This window comes from Streptomyces sp. NPDC048192 (assembly GCF_043202415.1).
Classification (GTDB): domain Bacteria; phylum Actinomycetota; class Actinomycetes; order Streptomycetales; family Streptomycetaceae; genus Streptomyces.
Genome location: NZ_JBIDAL010000012.1, coordinates 45,692 through 68,909, shown reverse-complemented (window position 1 = coordinate 68,909; position 23,218 = coordinate 45,692). Strand labels below are relative to the sequence as shown.

The window sequence follows — 23,218 nt, the reverse complement described above, 5'->3', positions numbered from 1 at the left end:
GCGCGGCTGGAGTCCGGGACCGGGTCGGCACCGGAGGGCGGCGCGCGGCCGGATGGTGGCACCAGGCCGACACCGGACGCGGGGGCCGGGACCTGGCCGGCACCGGGGGACGGCGCGCGGTCGGGCGGTGGCGCCGGGCCGGCACCGGACGCGGGGGCCGGGACCTGGCCGGCACCGGGGGACGGCGCGCGGTCGGGCGGTGGCGCGGGGCCGGTACCTGAGCCCGGTGCCCGCGCGTCGCTGCCGGGGCCGCATAACCCGCAGTGGCCGGCGTCCGTGTCCGGGAAGTGGGCCCGGTTTCGAAGGTCTCGCCCGTTGTCCGTGGTCGCCGTCGCGCTGGCCGCCGGGCTGGTGCTGACGGCGTGTTCCGCGGGTGAGGGGCAGCACGGCGCGGTGGGCAGGGCCGACAGCGCGGGGCAGCCGGCGGCCGGGCCGGGCCGGAGCGTCACCGGGACGGGGCCCGAGCGGTCCTCGGAGCAGCTGTCCACCTTCGCGCTCGACGTCGACACCGCCTCCTACGGCTACGCCCGCCGCACTCTCGCCGACGGCGGCAGGCCCGACCCGTCGACCATCCGGCCCGAGGAGTTCGTCAACAGCTTCCGCCAGGACTACCGGCGGCCGGACGGCAACGGCTTCACGGTGACCGTCGACGGCGCCCGCACCGGCCGGCCCGGCTGGTCCCTGGTCCGGGTGGGGCTCGCCACCCGCTCCGCCGAACCCGCCGGGAAACGCCCGCCCGCCGCCCTCACCTTCGTCGTCGACGTCTCCGGCTCCATGGGCGAACCCGGCCGCCTCGACCTCGCCAAGCGGTCCCTGAACACCATGACGGACCGGCTCCGCGACGACGACTCGGTGGCCGTCGTCACCTTCAGCGACAGCGCCGAGACCGTGCTGCCGATGACCCGGCTCGGCGGCCACCGCGGCGCGGTCCACGAGGCGGTGGACGGCCTGGAACCCGAATCCTCCACCGATCTCGGCGCGGGCGTCGAGAGGGGATACGCCACCGCCGTGGAGGGCCTGCGCAAGGGCGCCGTCAACCGGGTCGTCCTCGTCTCCGACGCCCTCGCCAACGAAGGCGACACCAGCGCGGACGCCATCCTGCGCCGCATCGACGCCGCCCGTCGCGAACACGGCATCACCCTCTTCGGCGTGGGCGTCGGCAGCGACTACGGCGACGCCCTCATGGAGCGCCTGGCCGACAAGGGCGACGGCCACACCGTCTACGTCTCCGACGCCGAGCAGGCCCGCACGGTGTTCTGCGAGCAGCTCCCGCAGAACATCGAGCTGACCGCGCGCGACGCCAAGGCCCAGGTCGCCTTCGACCCGCACACCGTCACCGCCTTCCGGCTCGTCGGCTACGACGACCGCAAGGTCGCCGACAAGGACTTCCGCAACGACCACGTCGACGGCGGCGAGGTGGGCCCCGGCCACACCGTGACCGCGCTGTACGCCGTGCACACCCGGCCCGGAGCCCACGGCCGGCTCGCCACCGCGACCGTCCGCTGGCTCGACCCGCGCACCCGCGCCCCCCACGAGGCCTCCGGCGCGCTGGGGACCGGTGCCCTGGCCGGCTCCGTCTGGGAGGCGAGCCCCCGCTTCCAGATCACCGCGGTCGCCGCCTATTTCGCCGACGCCCTGCGCGCCGACGGCCTGCGGGCCGGCCCCGCCCTCCCCGGCGCCCCGGGCCTGTCCCGCCTCGCCACCAGGGCCGCCGCGCTGGCGACGACGACGGAGGACCAGGACGTACGGGCTCTCGCCGACGCCATCCGCCAGGCGAGCCGCGTCGAACCGGAGGGGTGAGCCGTACAAGGTCGCGCGCACCCCATTGACCTTTCCTTACTTACGAGTAAGTTGGCGGCCCGGCAAGGACCTTCGCAGGGCACGAGCCGGGAGCCGCCATGGGCGTACGCAGGGATCTGAAGCGGGCACGGCAGCGCACCGACCTGGCGGCGCGCGGCTCGGTGGAGATCGTCAGGGACGCCGGCGGCACGGTCCGCGAGGTCCGTGCCGCCCCGCTCGCGCCCCCGCTGACCACCGGCTCCATGGCCGACCTGCCCTTCGCGCACGCGGCCGAGACCCCGGACGCGGTGCTGTTCCGGCGCCGCGTCCAGGGGGCCTGGCGGCCGGTGACGGCGGCCGCGTTCGCCGCCGCGGTCGCCGCCGTCGCCAAGGGGCTGATCGCGGCCGGCCTCGAACCGGGTGGCCGGGTCGCGCTCATGTCCCGGACCCGCTACGAGTGGACCGTCCTGGACTTCGCCGTCTGGGCGGCCGGCGGCCAGTCCGTGCCCGTCTACCCCACCTCCTCCGCCGAGCAACTGGAGTGGATCGTCCGCGACTCCGGCGCCCGGTACGTCGTCACCGAGACCGCCCGGAACGCGGCCACGGTCACCACCGGCACCGCGGGTCACGCCCGCCCGCCGCGCCTGTGGGAGCTCGACGCCGGAGCCCTCGCCGACCTGACCACCCTCGGCCGCGACGTCCCCGACGAGGAACTCGCCGCCCGCCGCGCCGCGCTCACCCCCGGCGCCATCGCGACCGTCTGCTACACGTCCGGCACCACCGGCCGGCCCAAGGGCTGCGTCCTCACCCACGCCAATCTGCACGCCGAGGCCGCCAACACGGTCGAACTGCTGCACCCGGTCTTCCAGGCCGTCACCGGCGAGGCCGCCTCCACCCTGCTCTTCCTGCCGCTCGCCCACATCCTCGGCCGCACCCTCCAGCTGGCCTGCCTGCTGGCCCGCATCGAGACCGGTCACTTCCCCAGCGTCAGACCGGACGAACTGCGGCCCGCCCTCAAGGAGTTCCGGCCCGCCTTCCTGGTGGGCGTGCCGTACCTCTTCGAGAAGATCCACGACACCGGGCGCGCCACCGCCGAGAAGATCGGCCGCGCCGCCTCCTTCGACCGCGCCGAGCGCATCGCCGTCCGCTTCGGCGAGGCCTCCCTGCGGAAGTTCCTCGGCACCGGCAAGGGCCCCGGACCCCGCCTGTACGCCGCCTGGGCGCTGTACGACCTGCTGGTCTACCGCCGCATCCGCAAGGAGCTGGGCGGCCGGATGCGGTACGCCATCAGCGGCGGCTCCCCGCTGGACCGCGACCTCAACCTGTTCTTCCACTCGGCCGGCATCGTCGTCTACGAGGGCTACGGCCTGACCGAGACCACGGCCGCCGCCACCATCGTGCCGCCGCTCGCCCCCCGCCCCGGCACGGTGGGCCTGCCGGTGCCCGGTGTCGCCGTACGTCTCGCCGACGACGGGGAGGTGCTGGTCAAGGGCGGGGTGGTCTTCGCGTCGTACTGGAACAACCGCCAGGCCACGGACGCGGTCCTGGCGGACGACTGGTTCGCCACCGGCGACCTGGGCTCCCTGGACGAGGACGGCTATCTCACCATCACCGGCCGCAAGAAGGACATCCTCGTCACCTCCGGCGGCAAGAACGTTTCCCCGGCCGTGCTGGAGGACCGGCTGCGCAGCCGCGCGCCGGTGGGGCAGTGCGTGGTCGTCGGGGACAACCGCCCCTTCGTCGCCGCGCTGATCACCCTCGACCCGGAGGCGGTCGCCCACTGGCTGGCGGTGCGGAAGCTTCCGCCGGACACCCCGGCCGCCGAGCTGGTGCGCGACGAGCGGCTGCGCGCGGAGGTGCAGAAGGCGGTCGACCACGCCAACGCGGCCGTCTCGCGCGCGGAGTCGATCCGCGCCTTCGCGCTCGTCGAGGGCGAGTTCACCGAGGAGAACGGACTGCTGACGCCGTCGCTCAAGGTCAAGCGGCACGCGGTGACGGCGGCCTACGCCGAGGAGATCGAGCGGCTCTACAAGGGGTGACGCACACGGACGGCGGGCCACCGGGAGAACCGGTGACCCGCCGTGCGCGGGAAGGGGGCCGGTCAGCTGTTGCCGGACAGGGCGTTGATGTCCGACAGGATGTGCGAGAGCGGCTCGTCGCCCTTGGCCTGGGTCGAGTTCTCGGTGCACTGCTGGTTCTGCGGCGCGGACAGGATCGGCACGTCCTGGGCGACACCGACGGCGACGGCGCCGACCAGCCCCTGCAGGTTGGCCTTGGCCGGCAGGCCGACGCACGGTTTGTTGAGCGAGCCCTGGACCAGCGAGAGCTGCGGGCTCTGGTCGCCGAACGTGGCGGAGTTGCCGAACTCGGAGCTGGCCTTGTCACCGCTGACCGACGTGGTGCCGTGGCCGTCGTCGAGGGCGAGGGCCTGGGGGGCCGCCACCCCGGCGAGACCGGCGACGGAGGCGGCGACAGCCGCGGTTGCCCACAGCTTCTTCATGTTCGTTCCCTTTCGAAAGGCGGACTCCGGGGAGGAGTTGCATGATCATCAACGGCCGGAGATGCGCCGGAGTTGCGGGTTTTGCCCCGATTGGAGCAGTGCAATGTGATGAGTTCATAAACGCCCCTCGCCGGTCGGGCGGGGCGTGAGAAGGCGGGCCGCCCAGGCGCGGCGGCCCGCCGGATGCGGGGCCCGTGCGGCCCCGGGCTCACTTGGAGGTGTTGCCGGCCAGCACGTTGAGGTCGTCCAGGATGTGCGAGAGCGGCTCGTCGCCCTTGGCCTGGGTCGAGTTCTCGGTGCACTGCTGGTTCTGCGGCGCCGACAGGACCGGCACGTCCTGCAGCACGCCCACGGCGCCGAGGCCGGCCAGCCCCTGCGCGTTCAGCTTGGCCGGCAGGGCGATGCAGGGCTTGTTGAACGAACCCTGGATCAGCGCGAGCTGCGGGCTCATGTTGCCGTACGTCGCGGAGTTGCCGAACGCCTGCGAGGCACCGTTGCCGCTGAACGAGGTGGTGCCGTGGTGGTCGTCGATGGCCAGGGCCGGTGACGCCACGGCGGCGGAGGCACCGACGACGGAGACGGCGACCGCGGCGGAGGCCAGAACCTTCTTGATCACGTATGTGTTCCCTTCTGAAGAAACCCCGTCCACCGGAGCGCCCTGGTTCAACGGCGCCTCGCACCGGCCGGTTGCCGGAATTCACTCCGATGGCCCACGCGCAACCGGAGATCAGGGTGATTCCCCGCAACCGATCGGCTGGGCCTTGGTTGATACGGGGGCATGCACGTGTGTCTTGGCGAAGAGCCAGGAAAGGAAAGCGAAATGCTGAAGAAGGCAATGGCCGCGGCGGCGGTCGCCGCGTCCTTCGTCGGTGCGTCCGCGGCGGTGGCCCCCCAGGCGCTTGCCCTCGACGACGGCCACGGCACCACGTCGCGGAGCGGCGAAGGTGCCCACGAGTCGTTCGGCAACCAGGTGACCAAGGGCAAGATGAGCCCGCAGGCCACCCTGGTGCAGGGCTCCCTCAACAAGCTCTGCGTCGGGCTGCCTGCCAAGGTGAACGCCCAGGGGATCCTCGGCATCCTCGCCGCCGTCGGCGCCGTGCAGGACGTGCCGGTCCTGTCCGCGCCGCAGAACCAGCAGTGCACCGAGAACTCGACCCAGGCCAAGGGCGACGAGCCGCTCTCGCACATCCTGTCGGACGTCAACGCCCTGTCCGGCAACACCGGCAAGTAGCCCGCCCGCCGATTCCCGGCCGACCGCCCGGGGAAAGCCCGCGCCGACGCGCGCGGCATTCCCCGGGCGGTTTCTCGTGTGCCGCGCGCCGGTCGCCGGTCCTTCCCGGATCCGTCGTCCTGCCGATTCCGACGGGGCGTCCGCGGGCGTTCGAGTGAATTCCGGGACGGCGCGCATTCCACAGTTTCCTCCGTCCTCCGTCCCTCGTTCTACAGCCTGCCGGTCATGGTGCGAGCCGTTCAAGCTGTGCTCGCTCGGTTTCGGCCGTCATAGGGGCATGACCGCAGAGAAGGGAAATCCCATGAAGAAGAGCGCTGCCGTCGTCGCCGGCGCGGTCCTGGCCCTGGGCGGTGCCGCCCCCGCGTTCGCCTCGGCCGGTGCCGAGGGCGCCGCGGTCAACTCCCCGGGCGTTCTGTCGGGCAACGTGGTCCAGGTCCCGGTCCACGTGCCGATCAACGTCTGCGGCAACACCGTCAACGTCATCGCGCTGCTGAACCCGGCGTTCGGCAACACCTGCGCGAACGACTGACGATCGGGCACCGCACCAGCCACCGGCTGCGTCTGGCCGGCTCCGGACCGGGAATCCATGGATTCGTCGTTCCGGGGCCGGCCTTTCCCGTTCCGGCCACCTCTTTCTCTCCTTTCTCGTCGGTTCCCCCGCGCGGGGGGCAAGGGCCACCTGAAAGCCCCGGCCGACTGGCGGAAGTCATACGGACATGACTGCCTGTCAGTGACGAGAAAGGAGCGGGCATGGCTGCACAGCACAGCGGGGCCCGGTCCCGGCGGCTGGCCGTCGTGACGGTGACGGCCGTCGCGTCGGTCGCCCTGGCGGCCGGTCCCGGTCTCGCCGCGAACGCGTACGCCGGCACCGGAGCGGTACGGGCAGCCGCTCCGCCCGTCCCGGCCGCGCCGACACCCCCCGCCGCTGTCGCGCCGACACCTCCGGCCCCCGCCGCGCCGACGCCCCCCGCCCCCGCCGTGCAGCCGACGCCGGTACCGGGCCCGACGCCCGTCCCGGTCACCCCGTCCGTTCCGCCCGTTCCGCCCGCCCCGGGCATCCCCACGCCCACCGGCCCGGCCCCGGCCGTGTCGCCGCCCACGCCCGCCGAGCCCGCCGTACCGCCGTTCGGCGCGTTCCTGGACTCCGGGCCGCTCGGGATCGCGCGCATGGCGGAGCTGAGCAACTGGCTCGGCGGGACGGAGCTGAAGGTCGCCCACACCTATCTGCCCGGCGACAGCTGGCGGGACATCGAGGGGCCGCCCGGCTTCCTCGACGCATGGGCCCAGTGGCGGCGGGCCAAGGCCGACCGCATGCTCGTGCTCAACGTGCCGATGCAGGAGCACAACGAGGACGGGGTGTCCGACGACTCGGTGCGGTGGCTGCTGAGACAGGGCGCGGCCGGCGCGTTCGACCAGCACTTCAGGGCGCTGGCCGAGCGGCTCGTGGCGCTGAAGGTGCCGGACACGGTGATCGTGCTCGGCTGGGAGATGAACGGCATCACCTACACCCACCGCTGCGCACCCGACCCGGAGAACTGGAAGAGGTACTGGAACAGGATCGTCACCGCCATGCGGGCGGTGCCGGGCCAGAAGTTCCGGTTCGACTTCGCGCCGAGCCGCGGCCAGGACGCCGTGCCGTGGACCGCCTGTTATCCGGGCGACGCCACGGTCGACATCATCGGCATGGACTCCTACGACCAGCCGGCCGGACTGTCGTTCGACCAGCAGGTGAAGGAGCCCTACGGCCTGCAGCAGCACGTCGACTTCGCGAAAGCCCACGGCAAGCCGGTCTCGTACCCGGAATGGGGGCTCTTCCGCAACGGCGACGACCCCCAGTACATGCGGGGCATGCTCGCCTGGATCGACGCGCACAAGCCGCTGTACAACACGCTGACCGACTACTGCCCGCACGGCGTGTGGCAGTGCCCGGAGAACCCCAGGTCGGCCTGGATCTACCGGACCGCCCTGTTCGACCGCGCCGAGGAACCGGCCGCCACCGCCCCGCCGCCGCCCCCGGCGAAGCCGGCCGCGCCCGCCGCGTCCAAGCCGCCCGCGCAGTGCTCCCCGGCGAGCCTCGGCGACCTGGTCAAGTACTGGCTCGGTGGCAGGTTGTGCCTGCGCTTCGACGGGTGGTAGCGGACCCGCTAGCCGCGCCGGTGTTCGCTCCAGCGGCGCAGCACCTCCTTGCCCCGCAGCCGGGCGGCCGCCTCGAACCGTGCGGCCGTCAGCAGCGGGGCGGTGCTCCCGCGGGCCATCAGCAGACGGCGGTTCACGACCGGTTCGGGACGCCAGTGGCGCTTGTACGGCTCGTCGCCGCGCAGCAGGCTCAGCGTGCCGCGTCCGCGCGCCCGCTCCGCGCAGGCGTCGAGCAGCATCACCGCCACGTCCGCCTTGCGCTCCCGCAGGGACGGGTGGACGCCGTACAGATAGCCGCCGGCCAGCGCGGGGGAGAGCAGGGTCAGGTCGACGGCCACCACCTCGCCGTCGATCAGGAACTCGGTGACCGCCGCGCTGCCCGCGCGGATCATCGGGCCCACCGCGCGTACCAGATGCTCGCGGAACCGGGGCTGGAGATGCTCGGCCGTCACCTTCCGGTCCTGCCACTGCAACCGGTGCAGCTCCAGCAGCCGGCCGAGCGCCGCGTCCGCCTCCTCCGCGCCCACCGTGCGCCGCGTGACGCCCAGCGATGCGAGCTTGCGCAGCTTCGCCCGCACCCGCTGCTGGGCCTTGGCGGACGGCAGCCGGGCCACCAGGTCGTCCAGGGGCACGGCGGGCAGCTCCAGGCACAGCGAGCCGGCCACCGCGCGGCGCGGGCCGCGCCAGCGCTCGTAGACCCGCTCCGCCGCGCCGCCCGGCCGCACCTCACGGAAGTCGATCAGCGCCGTGCGGGCCGCGTCCGCCAGCGCCTCGGTGAGCGCGTCGGCCGCGGGCCCGGCGTCGGCGTCGTCCAGCAGCACGTCCGCGTAGTCGGAGATCGCCCCGCCGAGCGGCACCAGCGCCGGCAGCGGCCGGTGGACCAGCATCAGCGGCGCGGCGGCCACCAGGTCGCCACCGGAGCGCACCAGCAGCACCCGGAGCCGGCCGGGCCGGCCGTACGTCAGCCACCACGAGTGCAGCCAGGCGTGGCTCTGGAACGGGGTCGCGGCGGCGCACCGCCCGTACAGCCGCTCCCAGGCCGGCGCCAGGGCGGCGAACTCGGCCTCGTCGGTGACGAGTTCGGCGGTACGGGCGCGGCGCGCCGTCTCGGTGGCCGTCACAGCCGGCCGTGCGCGTCGGCGGCCACGGCCGGGCCGGGGACCGAGGCCGGCCGGGCGGCCTCCTCCGGGCGGCGCCGCGGCCGGGCCAGCAGCGCGAGCCCGCCGACCAGCCCGCCCGCGCTCGCCCCGACCAGGCCGGTCACCTCCACGGACGGCGAGGACGGGGCGGACGGCTTCAGCGCCCGGGCGAACCGCAGCAGCTTGACGTGGGTCTGGTCCGCGCTGTCGGCCGCGTGCCGGGTGAGCGCGTCGGCCACGGCGTTGGCCATGTCGGCGGCCTGCACCGGGCGGGTGGCGGTCGCGGAGACGGACAGGATCGGGGAGTCCGGCGAGGTCGCGGTGCGCACGCTCTCGCGCAGGGTGTCCACCGGCACCCCGGCCCACATCTGGGCGTCGCCGAGCACCGCGAGCTGGGTGGCGGCCCGGCCGTAGGCCTGCGCGAAGCCCTGCGCGGCGGCGGCGTCGGACTTGGCGGTGGGCACGGCGATGACATAGCTGGTGGCCGTGTACGTCGGCGGCTTGACGACGCCGTACTCGACGCCGAGCAGACCGCCCGCGACGACCCCGGCCGCCACCAGCGACCAGGCCGGGAGCCTGCGGAGGCGGAAGAGGCGGACAGTGCAGTGGTTGTCGGTCATGGGGGGTTCGCTCCCTGCTGGACGGGGACTTCGAAGGGGGTGTGGGGGGCCGTGAGCACCGCCGCGTAGACGTCCATGAGCCGGGCGGCGCTGCGGGTGATGCAGTAGTGGCGGGCCGCCTCGCAGGGGGTGCGCGGGCGGGGGCCGGCGGCGCGGACCCGGGCGAGGGCGCCCGCGTAGGCGTCGGCGTCGCACGGGACGCGTACGGCGTCCGGGGCGGCCCCGGGCGGCAGGTCCTCGAGGGCCGGGCAGGAGGTGTAGCGCACCGGCAGCCCGGCGGCGAGCGCCTCCACCACCGCCAGCCCGAACGCCTCCTCGGGGGACGGCGCGGCCAGCACGTCCATCGCCGAGGTCAGCGCGGGCAGATCCGGACCGCACGCGCCGTCGCCGAGATACGGCCGCTCGCCCGCGAACAGCACCCGCCCGTCGATGCCCGCCTCCCGCGCGGCCCGGCGCAGCGCGCCCTCCTCGGGTCCGCCGCCCACCAGCAGCAGCCGGTAGCAGTCGGGCAGCCGGCGCAGGGCGTCGAGCAGGACGTCGAAGCGTTTGCCGGGGACGAGGCGGCCGACGGCGCCGACGACGAACGCACCGGCGGGCAGCCCGAGCCGGTCGCGGGTGTGCCGCCGGGCCGCCGGGTCGAAGGCGAACCGGGCCAGGTCGATGCCGTTGGGCACGACCGTGATCCGCGGCTCGGGCACGCCCCAGCGGGCGAGCCGGGCGGCGACCGTCGGGGAGACGGCGACCGTGGACCGGCCCAGCCGCTCGCCCAGCAGGTACAGCCCGCGCACCCCGGCGGTGAGCGGCCGGCCCTCCATCCGGGTGTCGCCGAGGGAGTGCTCGGTGGCGACGACCGCGCGGACCCCGGCCAGCCGGGCGGCGATACGGCCGTACAGGCAGGCCCGGTACAGGTGGGTGTGCACGAGGTCGTAGCGGCCGCGGCGGACGATCCGGGCCAGCCGGGGCAGTGCGGCCAGGTCGCGGTTGCCGCGCATGCCGAGGTGCGTCACCCGCACCCCGTCGGCCCGCATCCCGTCGGCCACCGGGCCGGGGCCGGTCAGCGTCACCACGTCGCAGTCGACGGGCAAGTGCCGCAGCAGCAACCGCAGTTGCTGCTCGGCCCCGCCCACGCCGAGGCCCGTGATGATGTGCAGCGCCCTCACCGCAGCCCCGCCACGGGACGGCGGCGCAGCCGGTGCAGCCGGTACTTCAGGAACAGCCGTACGGCGGTGTCGTTCTGCCCGACGTGCACGCGCGGCAGGACGTGCGGGCCGTTCAGCTCCCCGGGGTCGATGGCGCAGGCGTAGCCGTACCCGGCCGCGCGCACGGCCTCCACGGCACGCTCGTCGACCCTGCCGTACGGATAGCAGAAACCGGTGACCGGGACGCCGGTCAGCTCCTCCAGCAGGGCCCGGCTCTCGGCGGTCTCCTCCTTGAGCGCGGCGTCGTCGGCGCGGGTGAGGTCGGTGTGGGTGAGGCCGTGCGAGCCGATCTCGACGCCCGCCCCGGCGGCGCGCCGTACGCCCTCGGCGGTCAGCAGCGGCTTGCGCGGGCCCTCGGGGTCCCAGGCGTTGTCGGCGCCGAGCCGGCCCGGCAGCACGAACAGGGTGGCCGAGCAGCCCCAGCGCGACAGCAGCGGAAGGGCGTTGTCCAGGAAGTCGGCGTATCCGTCGTCGAAGGTGAGGCCCACCAGGTTGCGGCCCTCGCCCCGCGCCCGGGCGGCGAGCAGCTCGGCCACCGACACCCCGCGCAGCCCCCGCCGGCGCAGCCAGCCCAGCTGCCGCTCCAGCCGGGCGGGGGCGACCGTGACCCGGTACGGGTCGTCGGAGCAGTCGGCGACCGAGTGGTACATGGCGATCCACGGGACCGGGCCCCGTCTGCCCGGCCGGAGCGGGGTGGCGGTCTCAGCGCAGAAGGACATGGGCCAGCCTTCGGGTGAGGGTGCGGACACGGCGGAGCACGCGGGTGCAGCCCTGGGCGCCCAGGACGCAGGCGAGCAGCACGAACACGGCGGTCACGGTGGCGGCGCCGGCGGCGAGCGAGGCGAGCGGCGTCGCGGGCAGCGCGGCCACGAGGACGCCGGACACGGTGGCGACCACCGCGGCCCGCAGCGGCCGGCTCAGCTCCCGCAGCACGAGCGGCGTGCGGACCGGCACACTGCGGCTCCGCATGCCGGCGAGCAGCAGGGCGGCGGTGACGGTGATGCCGGTGGCGTTGGCGGCGGCGATCCCGGTCACGCCCCAGGAGCCGAGGGACAGGGCGCCGACGCACGACGTCACCGCGATCCCGGCGGCCATCGCGCCGACCGGGTACCAGGCGGCGCGGCCCGCGGAGAAGTAGGAACGGACCAGGACGCCGGTCAGCGTCTGGCCGAGCAGCCCGATCGCGTAGACGCGCATCACCCCGGCGGTCGCCGCGGTGTCGGCCGCGGTGAACGCGCCGCGCTGGAACAGCAGGCCGATCAGCTGCGGGGCACAGGCCACGACGGCGGCCGTGCCGAGCAGCACCAGCGTGGCGGCCACCGCGAGGTCCCGTTCCACCCGGGCCCGGGCCCGCTCGGTGTCGCCCTCGGCCAGCGCCCGCGCGACCACCGGGAAGGTGACCGTGCACAGCATCAGCGACAGGCTCATGGGGATCTGCGCGACCTTCTGCGCGTAGTTCAGGTGGGAGATCGCCCCGGCGGGCAGGCCGGAGGCGAGGAACCGCTCGATCAGCACCTGCGACTGCCGGCACAGCGCGAACAGCAGCACGGTCGCCATCAGCCGTACGTCCACCGCCCGCGGCTCGACGGCCAGGCCGGGCGCCGGATCCCCCGCAGGGTCCCGCCGGGACCGCAGCACCCGGAGCAGTGACGGAAGTTGGACGAGCACCATGAGAAGCCCGCCCGCCGCGACCCCGAACGCGGCGGCGCGCACGCCCCAATGGCCGCCGAACGCGTACATCGCCGCGACGATGCCGAGGTTGTAGACGATGTAGATCGCGGCCGGCGCCAGGAACCGGCGATGGGCCCGCAGCGCCGCGCTGCAGTACCCGGCGAGGCCGAAGCTGAGCACACAGGTCGCGGTGAGCCGGGTGCAGTCCACGGCGAGGCGCGCGTCGGACAGGCCCGGGGCGAGTGCCGCGACGAACTGCGGCGCCGCCAGCGCCAGCAGCCCGCCCACCGCCGTGAACAACGGCGCCAGCCGCGGCAGCGTGCCCGCGACCAGCGACCGCACCGGATCCCCGCCGACGCCCTGGGCGCGCCGGGCCAGCGCCCGGCTGAACGCCGGGACCAGCGCGAACGCCAGCCCGTCCTCGATGAGCAGCGTCGCCGCGAACTCCGGCACGGTCCATGCGACCAGAAAGGCGTCCGTGTCCCGCCCGGCGCCGAACAGCCGCGCCAGCGACTGGTCCCGCACCAGCCCCAGCAACGACCCCGCGACCGACAGCGAGGCGGTGACGAGCGCGGCCCGCGCGAGGAAACGCGGGGAGGGCGGGGCGTGGTCGGGGTGAGGGGCGGGGGCCTCGGGGGGCGCTTCGAGGGGCACCGCGGGCAGCCGGGTCGGCGGTACGGCGGGCGGATGCCACCCCGGTGCCACCGCGCCGGTCGTCTGCGCGGTCGGTGCCGCCGGGACGGCCGGCTCCGGGCCGCCCGGCAGGTTCTCGGTGCTCGGACTCGTCATCGCCGGGGCCTCCGGCGCTCGGGGCGCGCCGGCCGCCGCCCCCGGCACGGCCCGGAACCGCACGTGCCGTACGGCAGGCTGCGCCCCGCCGCGTGCACCACCGTCATCGCAGCGCCGCCTCCTCCGCGACCGGGGCCGGGCAGTCCGGCACGCCCGCGCCCGCGTCGGCGGTGAGCCGGTCCGCGCCGACCAGCGCCCACCAGCCGGCCATCCCGAGGCACACCGCGGTCAGCACGGTCGACGGGCCGCCGATGTCGGCGTACAGGAAGTCCACGAGCTGCCAGACCAGCAGCCCGCAGGCGACCAGGGCGCAGTCCAGGCCCCGGCCGCCGGCCGCGCGGACGCGCACCAGCCCGCGCAGGGCGCACACCAGCAGGGCGAGCCAGCCGCCCGCGAGTCCGAGCAGCCCGGGCAGCCCCTGCTCGCCGAGGACCAGCAGATACATGTTGTGCGGGGACAGCAGCGGCTCCCGGCGGTACGCGGCGCCCGCCCCCTCGGTGTCGCTGCCGGAGGACAGCGCCAGGGAGGCGTGTGCGTCCCGGTACTCGGGAAAGCCCTTCAGGCCGACGCCGGTCAGCGGGTGCTCGCGCCACATGCCGAGCGCCGCCGCCCACATCGCGTACCGGTCGGTGACCGACTGGTCGGGCGCGTCGGTGACCTGCGTGATGCTGTCGATCCGCTCCCGCAGCAGCGCCGTACCCGCCCCGAACCCGCCCACCAGCACCACGCACGCCGCGACCGCCGCCGCGCCCGTCTTCAGCGCCCGGCGCGGCCCGGACAGCACGAGCTGGACGGTGAGCGTGACGGCGGTGGCGATCCAGGCGCCCCGGCTGAAGGACAGAGCCAGCGGGAGCAGCAGCGCCAGGGCGCAGCCCGCGGCCGCGAGGCGCGTGCGCCGGGTGCCGCGGCCCAGCGCGAGACCCACCGCGCACACCAGCCCGAAGGACACCACGGTCGCCATGTCCATCACGTCCGACGGCCCGAACGTGCCGACCGCGCGGATGTCCTCGCCCTGGTACGAGGCGCCGGTCCCGGTGAGGTACTGGTGCACCCCGACCGCGCCCTGCCACACCGCGAGCGCCACGAACGCCCAGGCCGTCAGCCGCAGGTCGCGCCGGTCCCGGACGAGCAGGACCACGGCCGCGGGGACCAGGACGAAGATCTGCAGATAGCGGCCGAGACCGGCGATCCCGGCGCCCGGCGACACCGCGTTCACCGCGGCCAGCGCGAGCCCGGGCACGGGCAGGGCGAGCAGCACGGCCGCGGTACGGCTGAGCGGGCGGCGCCGGTCGCGCAGCAGCCGCACCGCGCAGAAGACGACGGCCAGCGCGGACAGCGCGTCGGCCGGGCCCGCGCCGCCGCCGGACGGGACCGGCAGCGCGAGCAGCGCGACGACGGCCACCACCGGCAGCACGGGGGACCGGAGCGCGGACAGCCGCGGGAGCGGTGTGCGGACCATCGGTCAGCTCCCCGTCGGGCGCACGAGCGCGGCCGCGGTGCGCAGCAGGATGCAGACGTCCTGCCACAGCGACCAGTTGTCGATGTAGGCGTTGTCGAAACGGGCCCGGTCCTCGATGGAGGTGTCGCCGCGCAGCCCGTGGATCTGGGCGAGCCCGGTGATGCCGGTCTGCATGCGGTGCCGGGCCGCGTAACCCGGGTGGTCCTGGCTGAACCGGGCGACGAAGTACGGCCGTTCCGGGCGCGGGCCGACCAGGCTCATGTCGCCGCGGAAGACGTTCCACAGCTGGAGCAGCTCGTCCAGCGAGGTCCGGCGCAGAAAGCGGCAGAAGGGGCTCATCCGGCTCTCCCCGGCCACGCTCCACCGGGTGGCCGCCTCGTGCTCGTCGGCCGGGCGGTGAGTGCGGAACTTCAGCAGGGTGAAGGGGCGCCCGTCCTTGCCGATCCGCTCCTGCCGGAACACCACGCCGGGCCCGCCGGTGACCCGGAGCACGACCGCGCACACCAGCAGCACCGGGCCGGCCGCCACCAGCAGCGCCCCGGAGACCAGCACGTCCAGCAGCCGCTTGCCGAGGCTGCCGCACCGCCGCTCGCCGAGGTCAAGCCGCCGTACGGCGAATCCGGCGAGCTGGTCGCGCACCTCGTACGCCGGGCGGTCCGCGTCCAGTTCCCACACCGTGCAGCCCGACTCGGCGAGCCCCCGCAGCAGCGGGCCGTGCGCGGTGCGCACGGCGGGGTCCACGGCGAGCACCGTCCGCACCCCGTCCCGGATCAGCGCCCGCTCCACCTCCTCGCCGGTGGCGAGCACGGGCAGCGCACCGCCGGGAGCCGGATGGTCGGCCACCACGCCGACCGGCCGCACCCCGCAGCGCGGGTGCCGCAGCAGCGCGGCGGCCACCCGCTGCGCGGTCGCGGCGGGCCCGATCACCAGCGCGGTGCGCGGGCGGCGCAGCAGCGCGACCCGGCGCCGCCAGTGCGCCACGCCCCGGCCCGCGCAGGCCGCCGCCGTGTGCAGGGCCCAGCCCGGCAGCAGGGTGCGGGCGCCGAGGGCCCACCCGGGGTCGTACGCGGCGAGCAGCGCGGCGAGCGCCAGCCAGGCCACGGTGATCCGGCCGCACAGCGCGGGCAGTTCGTCGAGGACGCCGGTCAGCGGGCGCGGCGTCCGCGGGCGCAGCAGCAGCGCGAGCGCCGCCAGCGCGAGTGCCGGCAGCGGCCGGCGGACGGCGTCCAGCGCGGCGGTGCCCGCCAGCGCGGCGGCCAGGTCGGCCGCGAGCAGCGGCAGCGGCGAGGCCGGGCGGACGGGCGGGCGGCGCAGCGGGAACCGGAAGCCGCGGGCCGCGGGGGCCGGCAACACCGAGACGGACGACAAACCGTGGTCCCAGGGCTGCCCGCCGGGCGAGGGTACGGTGCTTTCCGCAGTCACGAGTGGATGGACTCCCTGCACTCGGAGGGCACGCGCGGTGCTGTGTCTCGGGCGCCGCCGAGCAGTTCGCGGTAGAGGTCCGTGATCCGCGCGGTGGTGTGCCGCACGTCGTGCGTGGCCGTCACGTGCCGGCGCCCCTGCTCGCCGAGGGCGGCGCGCAGCGGCGGGTCGGACAGCAGCGCGGCGAGGGCGCCGGCGAGCGCGGCGGGGTCGTCCGGCGGGACCAGGCAGTGCGCGGCGAGCGCGGGCGGCAGGCTCTCGCGGGCGCCGCCGACGTCGGTGAGGACGGCGGGCCTGCCGCAGCCGAGCGCCTCCAGCGGGGCGAGCGCCATGCCCTCCCAGCGCGAGGGCAGCACGACCAGGTCGGCGGCGCGGTACCAGGGCACGGGGTCCGCCACCGCCCCGGCGAACCGCACGGAGGAGTGGGCGAGACGCCGTAACGTCTCCCGGTCCGGGCCGTCGCCGACCAGCACGAGCCGCGCGTTCGCGACCCTGCCGAGGACCCGCGGCCAGGCGCGCAGCAGCACGTCCTGGCCCTTCTGGCGGCAGAGCCGGCCGACGCAGACCACGACGGGCGCGCCGGACTCCGCGAGGAGCGGGGGCCGGGGCCCGGGCGCGAAGCGTTCCGTGTCGATGCCGTTCGGGACGACCGTGTACGCGGCCCGCACACCGGCGCGCAGCCCGGTCAGGCGTTCGGCGTCGCTGACGCACACCACCCGGTCGGCCCAGCGCGCCCCCCACCGCTCCCAGCGCCGGGCGAGGGCGGCGGTGAGTCCGTCGACGGCCTCGAAGGACCAGGCGTGCGGCTGGAACACGGTCGGGACGCGCCCGCGGACGGCGAGCCGCCCGGCCAGACCGGCCTTCGCGCTGTGCGCGTGCACCAGTTCGGGGCGTACCTCGTCGATCAGACGCGCGAGCCGCCGTACCTCGCCCGGCAGGCCGGGACCGGGGGACCGGCCGGCCCGCCAGGGCCGCACCTCGGCGCCCGACTCCCGCAGTGAGGCGGCCAGTTCGCCGCCGGGGCAGGCGACGCAGACGCGCAGGCCCGCCGTGAGCTGGGCCTCGGCCAGGTCCCGTACGACCCGGGCGACACCGCCGTCGACGGGTTGTGCGAGGTGCAGGACCCGGGGCCGGGGGTCGGGTGCTGACTGGTGCATTCGCGGGTTTCCTCGCATGAAAAGGGCGCTCGGACGGCGGTCGGGAACGCGCCTCACACCCGTGCGTCCACGGCGGCGAAGAGCGCGCCGGCCCACGCCGCGTCCGGCCTGGAAACGAGCCGGGGGCCCGCAGGGTCACCGCCGCGCCGTTTGCGCACGTCGTCCGCGGAGCAGGCGGGGGCGCGCAGTGCGACCGGCGTGCGCCGGAGGGCGGGGGAGAGCGTGCGCGGGAGCGCGCGGAAGCAGGGAGGTGCGGCCGGGCCGGCGTGGCCCGGGGCGCCCGCCGTCGTGCACCGCAGCGGACCGAGGAACTTGCGCATGACCGGTGGGGCCCTTTCGCACGTGCTGGGGAGATCCGCAACTCTACCGGCTATGCGTATTAATCCGGAGAAACAGGACAAGTGTGTCGGAATCGTGAAAGTGACGCTTTGCTCCCGTCACTCCATTGGCCGCACAACCCCGGGCGCCGCCGCGCGTTGACACAACGCCGGGCATCCGCCCGGATGTTGTGTCGATCCCAAGGAGCACCTTTCCATGTCGCGTATCGCGAAGGGTCTGGTCCTGACCTCCGCCGCCGTCGCGGCCGTCGCCGGCGGTGCCGGTGTGGCCGCCGCCGACTCGCACGCGGACGGCCTCGCCGCCAATTCCCCCGGAGTCCTGTCGGGCAATGTCGTCCAGGTCCCGGTCCACGTGCCCGTCAACGTCTGCGGTAACACCGTCAACGTCATCGCCCTGCTGAACCCGGCGTTCGGCAACAAGTGCGCCAACGGCTGACGTCGGAGGCCTTCCGTCGGCCGGCCGTCCCTCTCGCGCCTTCGCCGGGGGTGGGCGGCCGGTTCTGCGCTCGCCCGAACGGATCACCACATGCGTTCGAGCGGTTGCGGTAGGTCATCGGTGAACGGACGGTGGGCTCAGGTCCCGATGTTCACCGAAAGGAACACCATGCCTGGTCTGCCCGCGCGGCGCCTCGCCTCCTCCGCCCTCTGTGCCGCCCTCCTGGCCGGCATCACCGGTCCGGCGGCCCTCGCCGCCGACTCGGCGGGAGAACCCGACCGTGCCGCCTCGCGCTCGCCCGTACCCGGAGCGGACAAGCTGCTCGCCCAGGTCAGGGCCCTCGACAACACCGGCTCCGTCCTGCAGCCGGTCGTCGACCTGCTCAAGGAGTCGCTGACCAAGGGCCGGCTGCCCGCCGACCAGGCGCGGGCCCTCGCCGACGCGGCCCACGCGGCCGTCGCCAGAGCCGCCGCCCAGGCCCAGCCGGCCGGCCCCGCCACGCCGACGGCACCGGCCGCGCCGACACCCGCGGCCACCCCGTCCGCTCCGGCCGCTCCCACGGCGGCCGAGCCGGCGGCCGCCACCCCGACCGCCCCCGCACTGCCGGCCAAGCCCAGCACGCCTGCGGCCCCGTCCGTCCCGACGGCGCCGGCCACCCCCGCCAAGCCCTCGGCGCCCGTCACGGCCCCCGCGGCCGCGAAGCCCGCTGCGGCGGCCGCCCCCGCCGCCCTGACGAAGCACCTGCCCGTCCACGCGTCGCCCTCGGCCCGCGACGCCACCGACGACCTGCTCGCCGCGCTGGACGCCGCCGTCGACAAGCTGGTGAAGGCGGTCACCTCCGAGCTCGACCAGCTCCTGTCGTCCGCCGGCGGGGTCGTCGACGACCTGCTCGGCCTGCTGACGAGCGGCCTCCTCGGCGGCGCGCTGCCCGCTCCCAGCCTCACCGCGCTCCCCTCGCTCCCGAGCCTGCCCACGACCGGGTGACACCGGAGCCCGGAGCGTTCCCCCGCGCCGGCCGCCGCGCCTGTCCCCGGGCACGGCGGCCGCGCGCTTGTCCCGGCTTGCCCCGGCCTGTCCTCGGCTCGTCCTCAGCTCGTCCTGACGAACCGGTTCCGCGGGCGTCGGGGATTTCATATGTCTTGTCCACGCGGGGTTTCCGGTCCGGCCCGACCTCGTTAGGCACGACGTCAGAATCCTCTGGGGTGACGTGAGTTGCCGAAGAAAGGAACACGATGAAGTCCCTGAAGGCTGCCGCCGTCGTTGCCGGTTCCGTGGCCCTCGCCGGCGTTGCCGCGCCCGCGTTCGCCTACAACACCGCCGACGTGACGCCCACCAGCCTCAACGGCGCCGTCAACCAGCTCACCAAGGGTCCGATCACCCTCGACCAGGCGATGCCGCTGCGGCACCAGTCGAACGCCCTCGACACCGAGAACAAGAACTCCGTGCTCAGCACGGTCAAGGCCACCGCCGGCCGGCTGAACCAGCACCAGCCGATGCTCGGCGGCCTGCCCCTGCAGAGCTGACGCTCCGCCCGCGCACCCGGGGCCGGTACCGCATCCGCGGCACCGGCCCCGGCGTTCTCCGGGCCGCTTCCCTCTATCGTGTGGAGCGCCCGCGGGCGCTCGCCCGGAAGGGTGAGGAGCCGCCCGGAGGCCCGCAAATCCGCCGATATGGTCGCGCGGTGACCTCAACTCCCACCGAAATCCGCACCCCCGGCCTCGGCACCCTCGTCGTCCTGCCCTGGAGCGGCGAGGCTCCCGACGGCGCCGACATGCCCTATCTGCTGGCCTACTCCCTCGGTGACGCCGAAGGCGGACCGGAGGCCACCGCGGTCGCCGTCGAGCGGCTGCTGACCCGCAACGGGCTGCCCGTGGGCGGCGACCTCGTCGACGGCACGAGCCGGCCCAGCCTCCCCGTCAGCCTGCTGGTCGAGGCCGGTCAGGCCGTGCTGCGGATGCCGCAGCTGGTCGCCCAGGCCGACGCGCCGCCGCAGTGGCTCGCCGCGGTCGCCCAGCGCGGCTACGCCTACCTGGTCTTCACCACCCGCGCCTGGCCCGAGGGCGAGCCCGGCAAGCCCGTCGAAGCCGATGCGCTGGCCGCGTTCGCCGGCGCCGAGGAGACCCTCACCGCCGCGGCGCACGTCGTCCTGCCGGCCACCAGTCTGCGCGGCTGACGCCCCGGAACCCCGGGGTGGGCGCCGGTGGGACTTGTGGACCAGCCGAAGAGTGACGAGAGGACTATTACGGCAGCCGGGCGAAATGTGAACTGAGGTCGTTTTCCCGCTCGTTACCCGGTACGGACCTCGCATCCCCGCACCCTGGAAGGGACCGTACCCGACATGAAGCCGACCACCCGAGGAACCCTTGCCGCCGTCGTCGCGGGCGCCGCTGCCGCCGTGGGGACCGCGGCCGGCCCCGCCGCGGCGACCGGCTCGGTGCCCGTCCCGGTGCCGCTGCAGGGCGCCTCCGCGGCCCTGGGCATGCCGATGCCCGAGGCCGGCCTGGAGGTGCCGCTGCTGACCTCGGGCGCGCCCGAGGGCCCGCGCTATGTCACCGGGCGCCTGCTGCCCGAGCGGACCATCCCCCAGGTGCCCCTGCGCGGCGCGCTGCCCGGCGCGCATGTGCGGGCCCCGCTGCCGCGGCTCGTCGGCAGCGGCTACGACCACGTCGGCGCCGACCTCCCCGCCTCCGGCCTGCGCGCCCTCAGCCCCGGCGTGACCGCGGACGCGCCCCTGACCGGGCCCGACCCGCAGCACTTCGGCCTGCCCGCCCTGAAGCAGCCCGAACTCGGCATCCTCGCCCCGGTCCTGCAGACGGTCGCCGACGCCGACCTGGGCAGCGGCCCGGGCCGGTAGCCCGCGCCCCACGCCGCGACGCCCCGCGCCCCTGCCCTCGTACCGCCGGATGGCCCTGCACCGGTGACCTCCGTGCCCCTAGGCGGTTAGCCCGTGGGGACATCTGATCGGACATCTCCGGTCGGGGTCACCGAGCACGGAATCCGATCAGAGGCGGCCGAGCACTCGGGAGCGAACGATGGGCGTGGGTGTCGACACAGTGGCGGGGGACGCGGAGCGGCGAGGAGGGACGCAGGCCGTCGGGCCGTCCCGGAGACAGCTGGCGCGGAAGCTGCTCGGCTCCGCCGCCGCCCTGGCGGTGGCCCCGCTCGCCGCCGCCTCCCGGCCCGCGCTCTCCACGCGGGGCCCCGACGGCGCGGCCTTCGACGAGACCTACCGGGGCCGCCGCATCCAGGGCGCGCCGGCCGCGAGCCGAGAGCAGGGCGGGCAGGACTGGCGGGTCACTGTCGACGGACGCCCGCTGCACCTGATGCGGCGGGCCGACGGCACCTGGCTGAGCATGGTCGACCACTACACGTCGTACCGCACCCCGCTGGAGGCGACCCGCGCGGCCGTGGACGAACTCGGCCCCGGCCGGCGGCTGCGCGACATGGCACCGGCCGGCAGCGGCGCCGGTCCGATGGGCGCCATGACCGAGGGGAGCGGGGCCGAACCGGCGCGGGGGCACGGGGGACACCGGGGGCACGGTAGGGGATGACGCGAGGGCGGGTGCGCGCCGACACGTCGGCAGGCGCGGCCGGAGGGCCGGGGAACGCCGGCGCCTCCTGGCACAACCGGGGAACGGCGGCACCTTCTGGAACGACGTGGCCCCGGGCATGGCCCCTGGCCCGACGCGCCCCCGGACATGGCAGAGCCCCGGCGCCCTCGGCGCCGGGGCTCCGGCCTGCGGGCGGCGGGGTCAGCCGCCGTAGCTGCCGCTGCTGCCGCCGCTGCCGCCGTGGCCGGGGGTGGTCGTCTTGCTGAGGTTGGCGCAGGTGTTGCCGAAGGCCGGGTTCAGCAGCGCGATGACGTCGACGGTGTTGCCGCAGACGTTGACCGGCACGTGGACCGGGACCTGGACCACGTTGCCCGAGACGACGCCGGGGGAGCGGACGGCCTCCGCCTGGGCGCCCGAGTCGGCCATGGCCAGCCCGGCCCCGCCGGCCACCACGGCGCCGGTGCCGAGAGCGACGGCGGCTGCCTTCGCGATGCGAGACATCACGTTCTCCTTCTGATTGCTCGGGAAGCGCGGCGGCACAGAGCCGCCATACCTCCCGTTCAACGGCGGCACGCGGAGGCGGTCACGGTGATCTTCCGGAGATCACCCTTCTGCCCCAGGCAGGGGGCCGTACGCCGCGCACGGCGCGGGCGCGGCCCCCGCCGCCCTGACGCCGGCTCAGGGCAGCCGTCGTACGGGGGAGCCGGCGAGGTAGGCGCGGATGTTCTCGATCGCCTGGCCGTAGTACGTCGTGTAGTTGGCCCGCGAGACATAACCGAGGTGGGGCGTGGCGAGGAGGCGGGGCGCGGTGCGCATCGGGTGGCCGGCGGGCAGTGGCTCGATGTCGAAGACGTCGACGCCGGCGCCCGCGATCCGGCCCTCGCGCAGCGCCGCCAGCAGCGCGTCCTGGTCGACGACCGACGCGCGCGAGGTGTTGACGAGATACGCGGTCGGTTTCATCAGGGCGAGCTCGGCGGCGCCGATCAGGTCGCGGGTGCCGGCGCCGCCGGGGACGTGGACGGTGACGAAGTCGGACTCGGCGAGCAACTCCTCCTTGGAGGCGGCCGGTTCGACGCCGTGCTCCGCGGCGCGTTCCTCGGTCAGGCGCGGGCTCCACGCACCGACCCGCATGCCGAAGGCGAGCCCCACCCGGGCCACGCGGGCGCCGATCCTTCCCAGCCCGAGCACACCGAGCCGCGCGCCGTGCAGGTCGGCGCCGACGGTGGACTGCCAGGGGCCGCCCGTGCGCAGGGCGGTGCTCTCCTCGACGATGCCGCGGGCCAGCCCGAGCAGCAGCGCCCAGGTCAGCTCGGCCGGCGGGATGCCGGAGCTGTCGGTGCCGCACACGGTGACGCCGTGCCGTTCGGCGGCGGCGTAGTCGATGACGGTGTTGCGCCTCCCGGACGCGACGAGCAGCCGCAGCCGGGGCAGCCGGGCGAGCAGCGAGCCGGGGAACGGGACGCGTTCGCGCAGGGTGACCACGATGTCGTAGCCGGCGAGGGCCGCGGCGAGGGCGTCCTCGCCGTCGAGGTGCTCGCGCAGCGCGACGACCTCGACCTCGTCCTCGAGCACCGACCAGTCGGCCATCGCGGTCGCCACACCCTGGAAGTCGTCCAGCACCGCACAGCGAAGTCGCACGTCGTCTCTCCCTTCCCGGCGCCGACTCTAACCACCGGCACCCAAGCCCCTTTCGGCGCCTCCCGAGCCACCCACTTCAGGCAAACGGAACCTGAACTCCTTCTTTCCTGACCATGTACAACTCTTCACCTTCCTCTTACGTCGAACCGGTGA

The 23,218-nt window shown here is 75.3% G+C and carries 24 protein-coding genes; 11 read left to right on the top strand and 13 right to left on the bottom strand.

Going from position 1 to position 23,218, the window contains the following annotated elements:
- Positions 1-321 precede the first annotated feature (321 nt).
- Positions 322-1,800, top strand: a complete 1,479-nt coding sequence (locus ACGFZN_RS25785) for a von Willebrand factor type A domain-containing protein (RefSeq protein ID WP_393861024.1) — start codon at positions 322-324, stop codon at positions 1,798-1,800.
- A 98-nt stretch (positions 1,801-1,898) separates the two neighbouring features.
- Complete coding sequence (locus tag ACGFZN_RS25780; protein WP_393860851.1) at positions 1,899-3,818, top strand: AMP-dependent synthetase/ligase; 1,920 nt, start codon at positions 1,899-1,901, stop codon at positions 3,816-3,818.
- 62 nt (positions 3,819-3,880) lie between these two features.
- On the opposite strand, the gene ACGFZN_RS25775 is transcribed toward ACGFZN_RS25780, so the two are convergent.
- Positions 3,881-4,279 (bottom strand): rodlin, encoded by a 399-nt coding sequence (locus tag ACGFZN_RS25775; RefSeq protein WP_393860850.1) that lies wholly within the window; start codon positions 4,277-4,279, stop codon positions 3,881-3,883.
- A gap of 208 nt (positions 4,280-4,487) precedes the next feature.
- Entirely contained in the window at positions 4,488-4,895 is a 408-nt protein-coding gene (locus ACGFZN_RS25770; protein ID WP_393860849.1) for a rodlin, read from the bottom strand.
- Between the two features lie 204 nt (positions 4,896-5,099).
- On the opposite strand from ACGFZN_RS25770, the gene ACGFZN_RS25765 reads away from it, so the two are divergent.
- The 3 genes from ACGFZN_RS25765 (at position 5,100) to ACGFZN_RS25755 (ending at position 7,646) form a co-directional block, all read left to right on the top strand.
- Positions 5,100-5,510 (top strand): rodlin, encoded by a 411-nt coding sequence (locus ACGFZN_RS25765; RefSeq protein ID WP_393860848.1) that lies wholly within the window; start codon positions 5,100-5,102, stop codon positions 5,508-5,510.
- Positions 5,511-5,811: 301 nt separating this feature from the next.
- The gene (locus ACGFZN_RS25760) at positions 5,812-6,039 is read left to right on the top strand and encodes a chaplin (RefSeq protein WP_393860847.1); all 228 of its coding nucleotides are present in this window, start codon (positions 5,812-5,814) and stop codon (positions 6,037-6,039) included.
- 221 nt (positions 6,040-6,260) lie between these two features.
- Positions 6,261-7,646, top strand: a complete 1,386-nt coding sequence (locus ACGFZN_RS25755) for a glycoside hydrolase family 26 protein (RefSeq protein ID WP_393860846.1) — start codon at positions 6,261-6,263, stop codon at positions 7,644-7,646.
- Positions 7,647-7,654: 8 nt separating this feature from the next.
- Here ACGFZN_RS25755 and ACGFZN_RS25750 read toward each other — a convergent pair whose 3' ends face one another.
- From ACGFZN_RS25750 to ACGFZN_RS25710, 9 genes are all read right to left on the bottom strand, one after another.
- A complete protein-coding gene (locus tag ACGFZN_RS25750; RefSeq protein ID WP_393860845.1) occupies positions 7,655-8,767 on the bottom strand; it encodes a GNAT family N-acetyltransferase in 1,113 nt (370 codons plus the stop codon).
- Positions 8,764-9,405, bottom strand: a complete 642-nt coding sequence (locus ACGFZN_RS25745) for a lipopolysaccharide biosynthesis protein (protein ID WP_393860844.1) — start codon at positions 9,403-9,405, stop codon at positions 8,764-8,766. Before ACGFZN_RS25745 ends, ACGFZN_RS25750 begins: the two co-directional genes overlap by 4 nt.
- The gene (locus ACGFZN_RS25740; protein ID WP_393860843.1) at positions 9,402-10,565 is read right to left on the bottom strand and encodes a glycosyltransferase; all 1,164 of its coding nucleotides are present in this window, start codon (positions 10,563-10,565) and stop codon (positions 9,402-9,404) included. The genes ACGFZN_RS25745 and ACGFZN_RS25740 overlap by 4 nt, the downstream gene beginning before the upstream one ends.
- Positions 10,562-11,254, bottom strand: coding sequence for a polysaccharide deacetylase family protein (locus ACGFZN_RS25735; RefSeq protein WP_393861023.1), 693 nt, complete (start codon positions 11,252-11,254; stop codon positions 10,562-10,564). Before ACGFZN_RS25735 ends, ACGFZN_RS25740 begins: the two co-directional genes overlap by 4 nt.
- A gap of 52 nt (positions 11,255-11,306) precedes the next feature.
- Complete coding sequence (gene murJ / locus ACGFZN_RS25730; RefSeq protein WP_393860842.1) at positions 11,307-13,064, bottom strand: murein biosynthesis integral membrane protein MurJ; 1,758 nt, start codon at positions 13,062-13,064, stop codon at positions 11,307-11,309.
- 103 nt (positions 13,065-13,167) lie between these two features.
- A complete protein-coding gene (locus ACGFZN_RS25725) occupies positions 13,168-14,523 on the bottom strand; it encodes an O-antigen ligase family protein (RefSeq protein WP_393860841.1) in 1,356 nt (451 codons plus the stop codon).
- A 3-nt stretch (positions 14,524-14,526) separates the two neighbouring features.
- A complete protein-coding gene (locus ACGFZN_RS25720; RefSeq protein WP_393860840.1) occupies positions 14,527-15,945 on the bottom strand; it encodes a sugar transferase in 1,419 nt (472 codons plus the stop codon).
- Positions 15,942-17,102 carry a glycosyltransferase family 4 protein gene (locus ACGFZN_RS25715; protein WP_393860839.1) on the bottom strand — a complete coding sequence of 387 codons (1,161 nt, stop codon included), beginning with the start codon at positions 17,100-17,102 and terminating at the stop codon, positions 15,942-15,944. Before ACGFZN_RS25715 ends, ACGFZN_RS25720 begins: the two co-directional genes overlap by 4 nt.
- 53 nt (positions 17,103-17,155) lie before the next feature.
- The gene (locus tag ACGFZN_RS25710; RefSeq protein ID WP_393860838.1) at positions 17,156-17,422 is read right to left on the bottom strand and encodes a hypothetical protein; all 267 of its coding nucleotides are present in this window, start codon (positions 17,420-17,422) and stop codon (positions 17,156-17,158) included.
- Between the two features lie 214 nt (positions 17,423-17,636).
- On the opposite strand from ACGFZN_RS25710, the gene ACGFZN_RS25705 reads away from it, so the two are divergent.
- The 6 genes from ACGFZN_RS25705 to ACGFZN_RS25680 all read left to right on the top strand — a co-directional run bounded on the left by ACGFZN_RS25705 (position 17,637) and on the right by ACGFZN_RS25680 (position 21,427).
- Entirely contained in the window at positions 17,637-17,876 is a 240-nt protein-coding gene (locus tag ACGFZN_RS25705; RefSeq protein WP_393860837.1) for a chaplin, read from the top strand.
- A 168-nt stretch (positions 17,877-18,044) separates the two neighbouring features.
- A complete protein-coding gene (locus ACGFZN_RS25700; protein WP_393860836.1) occupies positions 18,045-18,860 on the top strand; it encodes a hypothetical protein in 816 nt (271 codons plus the stop codon).
- 248 nt (positions 18,861-19,108) lie between these two features.
- Positions 19,109-19,399 (top strand): hypothetical protein, encoded by a 291-nt coding sequence (locus tag ACGFZN_RS25695; RefSeq protein ID WP_393860835.1) that lies wholly within the window; start codon positions 19,109-19,111, stop codon positions 19,397-19,399.
- A gap of 158 nt (positions 19,400-19,557) precedes the next feature.
- Positions 19,558-20,049: a DUF5949 family protein gene (locus ACGFZN_RS25690; RefSeq protein WP_393860834.1), complete on the top strand. Its 492-nt coding sequence runs from the start codon at positions 19,558-19,560 to the stop codon at positions 20,047-20,049.
- Between the two features lie 165 nt (positions 20,050-20,214).
- A complete protein-coding gene (locus ACGFZN_RS25685; RefSeq protein WP_393860833.1) occupies positions 20,215-20,730 on the top strand; it encodes a hypothetical protein in 516 nt (171 codons plus the stop codon).
- 178 nt (positions 20,731-20,908) lie between these two features.
- Complete coding sequence (locus ACGFZN_RS25680) at positions 20,909-21,427, top strand: tyrosinase family oxidase copper chaperone (protein ID WP_393860832.1); 519 nt, start codon at positions 20,909-20,911, stop codon at positions 21,425-21,427.
- Between the two features lie 201 nt (positions 21,428-21,628).
- Here ACGFZN_RS25680 and ACGFZN_RS25675 read toward each other — a convergent pair whose 3' ends face one another.
- Complete coding sequence (locus ACGFZN_RS25675) at positions 21,629-21,928, bottom strand: chaplin (RefSeq protein ID WP_393860831.1); 300 nt, start codon at positions 21,926-21,928, stop codon at positions 21,629-21,631.
- A 177-nt stretch (positions 21,929-22,105) separates the two neighbouring features.
- Positions 22,106-23,065, bottom strand: a complete 960-nt coding sequence (locus tag ACGFZN_RS25670) for a D-2-hydroxyacid dehydrogenase family protein (RefSeq protein WP_393860830.1) — start codon at positions 23,063-23,065, stop codon at positions 22,106-22,108.
- Between the last annotated feature and the right edge of the window lie 153 nt (positions 23,066-23,218).